We start from the raw sequence: 8,183 nt of genomic DNA on the forward strand, positions 1-8,183 counted from the left end.
CCCTCTCCGCGCAAAACCAGCAACACCACGTCAACCCGCCCACCACAGCGGCCACTGACACCAGGAGAGGTGCCCGGAGCGGTTTATCGGGGACCAAGAGCACGCTCGAAGTCGGGTCCGTAAGGATCCACGCAGGTTCGAATCCTGCCCTCTCCGCGCAATGACCACCCGGCCACGGGCCGGCTACATGCCGGCAGCGGTGCCGGCCTCCGTCCGGGTGGCCGAGATGAGCTCGGCCAGCGAGGTGCGGGTATCCGAGAGCGCGGCGACACCATGCTCAGCCGCGTGAGCGGGCCGCCACTGCTGGAACCAGCACCTTGACCTGCACCCCGACGGCTCGGTGAGCGGCCCCTACGAGGCCTGGCAGGTGGTCGGTCTGGTGCTGACCCTGCTGGGGCCGGTGTGCTGGGCGGCCTTCCGCGGCCGGTCCTCGGACACCGTATGGGGCACCACGGCCGGCCTGACCGTGGCCTCCTTCTACGACATGCACGGCGACGGCTTCTTCGTCATCGGCGTGGGCTCGATCATGATGGCCACCCTCGTGACGACCTACGCCGTCACCGCCCTGGTCACCGCCCTGACCGGTGCCGTACGCCCGTCCCCCGCCGGGCCGGGCCCGGCACCCGCCTAGAAGGTGTCGGCCGGCGCCGGCTCGGCGCGGCCCACGGTCAGGGACCAGCGGACCGTGGAGGGCGCGCTGACCGAGGCGGCTCCGGGCAGGTCGGATCCCCCGACGGACACCTGGTGATAGGCGGTGGTGGACCGCTCGCTGCCGCAGTCCAGGGGGAAGGAAACGCCAACGGTGGGCACGGACACGACGATCCGGCCCTGGCCCTGGCCCGAGCCCGAACCAGGGCGCGGGCCCTGGCACCGCGCGGCGATGACGAGCGCCTCGCCCTCGCGGCCCTTGCCGAACTCGACCACCCCGTTCCCGCTCGCCGCGCCGCGTCGGCCGGCGGGCGTCTCGGACGCGTCCAACTCGGGCGGCTCCTCGGCGGAGGGCTCCGCGCCGGAGGGCGGGACGGCCGTGGGCGATACGGCCGCGGCGGCCGGCCGGCCGCCGGTGGCACGCTCCGCGCCGTCCGCGGTGCAGGCCACCAGCGAGGACAGCAGCACCGTACCGGCGATGCCCAGGGCAGTGGTGGCCCTACGTGTCATGTCGTCTCCCCCTACTCCCCCCGGCACTTGCGATGGCCTGAGCCTGCCAGCGCCGGGCAGCGGACCGTTCCCTTCCGCCGATTCCCTGAGCAAGACAAGAGCTTCACCGAGCACCATCGGGTGGGACCGGCCTGGTCAGGCCCAGAAGGCGTCGGTCACCGTGAGTTGGGGGTCGGCGTGGCGGCGGATGAAGGTGAAGACGAGCCAGCCTCGGCCACCGGCGAGGTCGGCGATGTGCGGGCCGCCCGGGCTGGTCGAGGCCAGCGGTCGGACGGTGATCCAGTGCGGCAGCGAGAGGTCCGCGTCGATGCCCCGGAAATAGGGGTCCTGGGCCGTGATCAGTTCCGCCCGTGCCGCCAGCACCAGCTGTCTGCCGTCCGGCGGCATGGTTTCGAGCTCTTGCCGTGCCTCTGCTGTCCAGTCCATCTGCCAGGGCGGTCGTGGGGGCTCGTCGGTCACCGGCCGGGCTCCGCGGCGGCCGCCTGGTGCCGTAGACGGCTGTACTCGGCCAGGAGCGCGGCCGACTCCGCGGGGTCTTCCGTCTTCGCGGCCCTCGATTCGAGGTCGCTCAGGTGTGCTTCCAGGCCGGGGTCCCGGGCGATCGCGTACTGGGTCCACCACAGCCGGATGAAGGCCGGGACCGGAGTGAGGTTGAAGGTGTCCCCGATGGCGCGGCGCCAGTGGGCCTCGAAGTCCGGCAGGAGGTGGGGGGCGTGCTCCTGGATGGCCAGCCGCAGCGCCTGCGGAGTGCGTTCGGGCATCGGCGGGAGCCGTCGGGGCCGATCGCCGCCGGGGCCGTCGAAGTGAATGGGCTGAGCTGTCATGGCGAAGGGACTCCTGGTGAGGCGGTACGGCCCGGTCAGGCCGCGTCCTGATCGGCGTCCGGAGCCGGCGAGCTCTGTGCCGTGTACTGCTCGAACCACTCGGCCGGCACCAGATAGGCCAGGGTCTTGCCCTTCCTGGTGATCGCGGCGGGCTCGCCCGCGATCCGGGTCCGGTCGAGGATCTCGCCCATCTGCTTGCGGAGATCGATCGTCGTGTACGTCTTCGGCTCCATCCCCTCAACCTACCCCCAACTATCATAGTTGCGATAGTTGGGGGTAGGTTATTAGCCCAATTCAGGGGGTTTGGAGGGCTGCCAGGCGTTGTTCGAAGGAGATGCGGGGGGTGGTGTTCGCGGGGTGGGTGGAGGTGATCGCGCCGCTCAGGGAGCGGGGGGCGATCGCGGCGGCGGTGTCGGTGTCGGTGTCGACGGGCCGGGTGGTCGCCCGGGGGGCGGGGGTGAGGTGGCGGGCGAGTTCGGCGCCCGCCCTCGTGATGCGGCGGGCCAGGCCGTCCTGGCCCCAGTCCTCCGAGGCCGCGTACACGGCGGTCGGGAGGACGAGGGCGCGCAGGTAGGTGAACAGGGGGCGCATGGCGTGTTCGGTGACCAGGGAGTGGCGGGCCGTTCCGCCGGTGGCGCCGAGGAGTACCGGTGTGCCGGTGAGGGCGTCCTTGTCGATGAGGTCGAAGAAGGATTTGAACAGGCCGCTGTAGGAGGCGGCGAACACGGGGGTCACGGCGATCAGGGCGTCCGCCGCGGCCACCTCGTCGAGGGCGGCGGCCAGCCGGGCGGGCGGGAAGCCGGTGGTGAAGTGCTGGGCGATCTCGGTTGCCAGGTCGCGCAGTTCGATGACCTCGGATTCGGCGTCCGTGTGGGTCAGGGTGGCGGCGGTGAGGCGGTCGGCGAGGAGGCGGGTGGAGGAGGGGGTGCTCAGGCCGGCGGAGACGATGACGAGTTTCATGCCTGGGCCTCCTGCTGCTCGGTGGTGCGGTCCGCTGACCGGTCGGTGGCCGCCGCCACCCGGGCCCGGTGGGTCGGGGCATCCGGCACGCCGGCCGGCCGGAGGTTCGCGAACTCCTTGCGGAGCACCGGCACGACCTCTTCGCCCAGCAGGTCCAGCTGCTCCAGGACGGTCTTCAGCGGCAGCCCGGCGTGGTCCATCAGGAACAGCTGGCGCTGGTAGTCGCCGGCGTAGTCGCGGAAGGACAGGGTGCGCTCGATGACCTGCTGCGGGGAGCCGACGGTCAGCGGGGTCTGGGAGGTGAACTCCTCCAGGGAGGGTCCGTGCCCGTAGACCGGCGCGTTGTCGAAGTACGGGCGGAACTCGCGCACCGCGTCCTGCGAGTTCCGGCGCATGAAGACCTGGCCGCCGAGGCCGACGATGGCCTGTTCGGGGGTGCCGTGGCCGTAGTGGGCGTAGCGCTCGCGGTACAGGTTGACCATCTGCCGGGTGTGGGAGGCGGGCCAGAAGATGTTGTTGTGGAAGAAGCCGTCGCCGTAGTAGGCGGCCTGTTCGGCGATCTCCGGGGATCGGATGGAGCCGTGCCATACGAAGGGGGCGACGCCGTCGAGCGGGCGCGGGGTCGCGGTGAAGGACTGCAGCGGGGTGCGGAACTTGCCCTTCCAGGTCACCACGTCCTCGTCCCACAGGCGGCGCAGCAGGGCGTAGTTCTCGATGGCCAGGTCGATGCCGTCGCGGATGTCCTTGCCGAACCAGGGGTAGACCGGGCCGGTGTTGCCTCGGCCCATCATCAGGTCCACGCGGCCGTCGGCGACGTGCTGGAGCATCGCGAAGTCCTCGGCGATCTTCACCGGGTCGTTGGTGGTGATCAGCGTGGTGGAGGTGGAGAGGATCAGGTTCTCGGTGCGTGCGGCGATGTAGCCGAGCAGGGTCGTCGGGGAGGAGGGGACGAACGGCGGGTTGTGGTGCTCGCCGGTGGCGAAGACGTCGAGGCCGACCTCCTCGGCCTTCCGTGCGATGGCGATCATCGCCTTGATGCGCTCGTGTTCGCCGGGCGTGCGTCCGGTCGTCGGGTCCGGTGTGACGTCACCGACGGTGAAGATTCCGAACTGCATGGCTCGCTCCTCCCCTTCCCAGGGTTGTTGACAGTTCAACTATACCGGTGAACGGGCGGCCCCCCGCGGGTATTCCGTACCCGGGGCGATCTTCAGGCGGGCCATCGGGTCAGCCGAGCCAGACGATCTCCAGGACGGACAGCCGGCGGGTGAGCCGGTTGGCCGTGTAGACCACGGACAGCAGGCCCACGGAGGCGGCCCGGACGTCTTCGCCCTCCGGGTCGACGGGGTCCCATCGCGGCCAGCCCCACGGGGAGCGGCAGGCGATGTCCAGGAGGTCCCGGACCGATTCCCGCGCGGGCCCGGGCAGGTCGGCGAGGGTCCGTACGGCCGCCGGGGACAGCCTGACCGTCCAGTCCGTCGGCGGAGGCGGAGGCGGCGGAGGCGGCGCGGGCGGAGGCGGAGGCGGCGGTTGCGTGCTCATCGGGTCCCTCGGGCAGGCGGTACGGCCACGGTAGGGCCCGGTGACGCGAACGGGGCGGCGTACTCCGACTTCCCGTCGGGGACGCCGCCCGGTGGCGGGGCGGGATGCGGAGCGCGGAGGGGGGAGGCCCTCGCCCTCACGGGGGTCACTTCGGGTCGTGGTTGAACTTGGCGGTCGCCCAGAAGTAGCCGAGGAGGGTGAGGCCCAGGCACCAGGCGACGGCGAGCCACCCGTTGTGGCCGATCTCGCTGCCGAGGAGGAGGCCCCGGAGGGTTTCGATGGCGGGGGTGAAGGGCTGGTACTCGGCGATCGGCTGGAACCAGCCGGGCATTCCCTCGACGGGGACGAAGGCGCTGGACAGCAGCGGCAGCAGGATCAGCGGCATCGCGTTGTTGCTGGCGGCCTCGGCGGTGGGACTGATCAGGCCCATGCCGACCGCGATCCAGGTCAGGGCCAGGGCGAACAGGGCGAGCAGTCCGAACGCCGCAAGCCATTCCAGGACGGTCGCGTCGGTGGAGCGGAAGCCGATGGCCACGGCGACGCCGCCGACCAGGGCCACGCTGGCGATGGACTGGAGCACGCTGCCGACGACATGTCCGACGAGGACCGAGGGGCGGTGGATCGCCATGGTGCGGAAGCGGGCGATGATGCCCTCGCTCATGTCGGTGGAAACCGATACGGCGGTGCCGATCGTGGTGCTGCCGATGGTCATCAGCAGGAGGCCCGGCACCAGGTAGGCGATGTACGCGGAGCGGTCGCCGCCGCCGATCCCGGAGCTCATCACGTCTCCGAAGATGTAGACGAAGAGCAGCAGCAGCATGATCGGCGTGAGCAGCAGGTTCAGGGTGAGGGAGGGGTAGCGGCGGGCGTGCAGGAGGTTGCGGCGGAGCATCGTGTTCGAGTCGCGGACGGCGAGGGCGAGGGGGCTCGTCGAGCTCATCGGAGGGTCTCCTTGGACTGGGTTGGCTCGTTCGTGGTGGAGGAGGAGACGGCCGCGCCCGTGCCGGTCAGGGCGAAGAACACGTCGTCGAGGTCGGGGGTGTGCACGGTCAGTTCGTCGGCCTCGATCCCGGCCGAGTCCAGCCGGTCGAGTACGGAGCGGAGCTCGCGCTGGCTGCCGTCGCTGGGGATCTGGAGGGTCAGTGCCTCGTCGTCCCGGGTGGCCCCGTCCAGGGCCCGGGCGGCCTCCCGGTGGGCGGCGGGGTCGGCGAAGCGGAGGCGGACATGGCCGCCGGGGATCAGCCGCTTGAGCTCCTCGGCGGTGCCCTGGGCCGCGATCCTGCCGCCGTCGAGCACGGCGATGCGGTCGGCGAGTTCGTCGGCCTCCTCCAGGTACTGGGTGGTGAGGAAGACGGTGACCCCGCCGTTGACCAGCTCGCGGATGATGCCCCACATGGTGTGGCGGGAGCGGGGGTCGAGGCCGGTGGTCGGCTCGTCCAGGAAGATGATCTTCGGGTCGCCGACCAGGGTCATGGCGATGTCCAGTCGGCGCTTCATGCCGCCGGAGTAGGTGGAGGCGGGCTTCTTCGCGGCCTCCACCAGGTCGAACCGCTCCAGGAGTCCGGCCGCGATCCGCCGCCCCTCGCTGCGGGGGAAGTGGTGCAGGTCGGTCATCAGGAGCATGTTCTCCTCGCCGGTGATCAGACCGTCGACCGCGGAGAACTGGCCGGTGACGCCGATCGAGGCACGGACCGCCTGCGGTTCGGCGGCCAGGTCGTGGCCGCCGACCCGGATCTCCCCGGAGCCCGGGTCGGGGGAGACCAGGGTGGAGAGGATCCGGACCGCGGTGGTCTTGCCGGCGCCGTTCGGGCCGAGCAGTGCGAACACGGAGCCGGCCGGGATGTGCAGGTCGATGCCGTCGAGCACGAGCTTGTCGCCGTAGGACTTGCGCAGACCGGTGGCGGAGATGGCCAGGTTGGTCATGGGGGTGCTCCTTCAGAGGCTGCGGGCGGTGATGTCGCCCTGGACGGTGGTGGCCTTGATGGCGAGGGACGGGGTGCCGCCGGTGTTCGTGAGGGAGTTGCTGATCCGGCCGAGGGTGGCGCCGGCGTCGAGGGCGGCGGACACCCCGCGGGCGGCGTCGATCTCGATGTCGCCGGCCCCGGTGGACAGTTCGACGCTGCCGCCCAGGGCCTCGGCGATGTGCAGGTCGCCCTTCTGGGTGGCGATCCGGGCGGAGCCGCCCAGTCGGCCGACCGAGATGTCGCCGGCGGCGAGGGTGATCCGGGCACCGGCCGTCTCGTCGAGCTTGACGGTGCCCCGGGCGCCCTCGAAGACGACCTCGCCGAGGCGTCCGACGCCCCGGAGGTCCGCGGCCGCCGTCCTGGCCTCGACACGGGAGCCGGCCGGCAGCTGGACGGTCACCTCGACCGCACCGGAGTTGCCGAGGACGCGGTTCTTCGGCGGTGCGGCCGAGATCCGCAGGATCCCGTCCGCGAACTCGACGGTCACCTGCTCGGCCGCCTTGGCGTCGCGGCTGTTCGAGGCGTCGGCGGGGCGGATCTCGACCGTGGCGTCCGCGCGGTTGGCGGCGATGAAACCGATCCGGCCGGCGGGGATGTCCAGGACGGCGGCGATCGGGGCGGAGGCGGTGAAGGTCTGCATGTCTCTCTCCTGGGTTTCGACGTTCCGTCTGCCGCGTACTTGCGGTTTCTGACAACCGAAAAGCTACGTTGCATTCGAGGATCCATCAATGCACTTGTTGCGACAGATTTGGAAACATGCAGCTCAGAGGCATTTAATCGTTGCAACGGAAAGTGGGTTAACGCAACAGACAAGCCGTCAAGCGTTGCAATGAGAGAGAGTGAACGCTATAGTGGCGGCACCACGGACCACAAAGGAGACAGGGAGCACAGCGATGCCGGGAGGCAGGCTCACCCAGCAGGAACGCCAGCAGATCGCCTCGGGGCTGGCCGACGGCCTCGCCTACGCGGAGATCGGCAGGAACCTCGACCGCCCCACCTCGACGATCACCCGCGAGGTGATGCGCAACGGCGGCCCCAACGCCTACCGCGCCGACCTGGCCCACCGGGCCACCGAGCAGCGCGCCCACCGGCGCCGGCCGTCCGCGCCCCGGGGACCGCAGGAGCCCCAGCAGGCGCACGGCCGGGACCCGGAGGCGGTGCGCGCGTACGAGGAGACCTTCACCACGATCCTCATAGCGTCGGGCATGCCCAAGATGACGGCCCGGGTACTGACCTGCCTCACCACCACCGACGCGGGCAGCCTCACCGCCGCCGAGCTGGTCCAGCGGCTCCAGGTCAGCCCGGCGTCCGTGTCCAAGTCGATCGCGTTCCTGGAGAGCCAGGAGCTCATCCGCCGGGAGCGCGACGAACGCCGCCGCGACCGCTATGTGGTCGACGACGACGTCTGGTACCAGTCGATGATCTCCAGCGCCCAGGCCACCGCCCAGCTCGCCGGGATCGCGCGGGAGGGCGTGCACGTCCTCGGCCCGGACACCCCGGCCGCGGTCCGTCTGGAGAACATCGCCCGCTTCGTCGACTTCGTCAGCGAGAGCATCGCCCGCGCCGCGGTGCAGGCCCGCGACATCCTCCACCCCAAGCCCGCGGACCCCGCCTGACCCACCGCCGGAACGCACGTCAGACGTGTACGACGATGCCCGGCCCCCGTCAGTGGGGGCCGGGCATCGTCGTACACGTCTTGGAGCGTGGGGGCCGCTGGTCTAGTACCAGTGGTTGGCCT

The 8,183-nt window shown here is 71.0% G+C and carries 12 protein-coding genes and 1 tRNA gene; 3 read left to right on the top strand and 10 right to left on the bottom strand.

Features of this window, described 5'->3' with window-relative positions:
- The first annotated feature begins 63 nt into the window (after positions 1-63).
- Positions 64-156 (top strand) — tRNA-OTHER (locus ACZ50K_RS33820).
- 184 nt (positions 157-340) lie between these two features.
- Entirely contained in the window at positions 341-631 is a 291-nt protein-coding gene (locus tag ACZ50K_RS33825; RefSeq protein WP_468910430.1) for a hypothetical protein, read from the top strand.
- Here ACZ50K_RS33825 and ACZ50K_RS33830 read toward each other — a convergent pair.
- The 10 genes from ACZ50K_RS33830 to ACZ50K_RS33875 form a co-directional block, all read right to left on the bottom strand.
- Positions 628-1,158 carry a hypothetical protein gene (locus ACZ50K_RS33830; RefSeq protein ID WP_468910433.1) on the bottom strand — a complete coding sequence of 177 codons (531 nt, stop codon included), beginning with the start codon at positions 1,156-1,158 and terminating at the stop codon, positions 628-630. The two genes, ACZ50K_RS33825 and ACZ50K_RS33830, sit on opposite strands and share 4 nt — an antisense overlap.
- Positions 1,159-1,293: 135 nt before the next feature.
- Positions 1,294-1,617: a hypothetical protein gene (locus ACZ50K_RS33835; RefSeq protein WP_468910435.1), complete on the bottom strand. Its 324-nt coding sequence runs from the start codon at positions 1,615-1,617 to the stop codon at positions 1,294-1,296.
- The gene (locus ACZ50K_RS33840) at positions 1,614-1,982 is read right to left on the bottom strand and encodes a DUF6247 family protein (RefSeq protein ID WP_468910436.1); all 369 of its coding nucleotides are present in this window, start codon (positions 1,980-1,982) and stop codon (positions 1,614-1,616) included. Before ACZ50K_RS33840 ends, ACZ50K_RS33835 begins: the two co-directional genes overlap by 4 nt.
- 35 nt (positions 1,983-2,017) lie before the next feature.
- Entirely contained in the window at positions 2,018-2,215 is a 198-nt protein-coding gene (locus ACZ50K_RS33845; protein WP_468910439.1) for a type II toxin-antitoxin system prevent-host-death family antitoxin, read from the bottom strand.
- Between the two features lie 61 nt (positions 2,216-2,276).
- Positions 2,277-2,942, bottom strand: a complete 666-nt coding sequence (locus tag ACZ50K_RS33850; RefSeq protein WP_468910440.1) for a CE1759 family FMN reductase — start codon at positions 2,940-2,942, stop codon at positions 2,277-2,279.
- Positions 2,939-4,057 (bottom strand): LLM class flavin-dependent oxidoreductase, encoded by a 1,119-nt coding sequence (locus ACZ50K_RS33855; RefSeq protein WP_468910443.1) that lies wholly within the window; start codon positions 4,055-4,057, stop codon positions 2,939-2,941. The genes ACZ50K_RS33850 and ACZ50K_RS33855 overlap by 4 nt, the downstream gene beginning before the upstream one ends.
- A gap of 109 nt (positions 4,058-4,166) precedes the next feature.
- A complete protein-coding gene (locus tag ACZ50K_RS33860) occupies positions 4,167-4,481 on the bottom strand; it encodes a hypothetical protein (RefSeq protein ID WP_468910445.1) in 315 nt (104 codons plus the stop codon).
- Between the two features lie 145 nt (positions 4,482-4,626).
- A complete protein-coding gene (locus tag ACZ50K_RS33865) occupies positions 4,627-5,421 on the bottom strand; it encodes an ABC transporter permease (RefSeq protein WP_468910448.1) in 795 nt (264 codons plus the stop codon).
- Complete coding sequence (locus ACZ50K_RS33870; protein ID WP_468910451.1) at positions 5,418-6,404, bottom strand: ATP-binding cassette domain-containing protein; 987 nt, start codon at positions 6,402-6,404, stop codon at positions 5,418-5,420. Before ACZ50K_RS33870 ends, ACZ50K_RS33865 begins: the two co-directional genes overlap by 4 nt.
- A 12-nt stretch (positions 6,405-6,416) precedes the next feature.
- On the bottom strand, positions 6,417-7,085 hold the full coding sequence (locus tag ACZ50K_RS33875) for a DUF4097 family beta strand repeat-containing protein (RefSeq protein WP_468910453.1): 669 nt from the start codon (positions 7,083-7,085) through the stop codon (positions 6,417-6,419).
- Positions 7,086-7,338: 253 nt separating this feature from the next.
- On the opposite strand from ACZ50K_RS33875, the gene ACZ50K_RS33880 reads away from it, so the two are divergent.
- Positions 7,339-8,061, top strand: a complete 723-nt coding sequence (locus tag ACZ50K_RS33880) for a helix-turn-helix domain-containing protein (RefSeq protein ID WP_468910455.1) — start codon at positions 7,339-7,341, stop codon at positions 8,059-8,061.
- Positions 8,062-8,183 lie beyond the last annotated feature (122 nt).

The sequence above is a fragment of the Streptomyces sp. NPDC033845 genome (assembly GCF_055576225.1).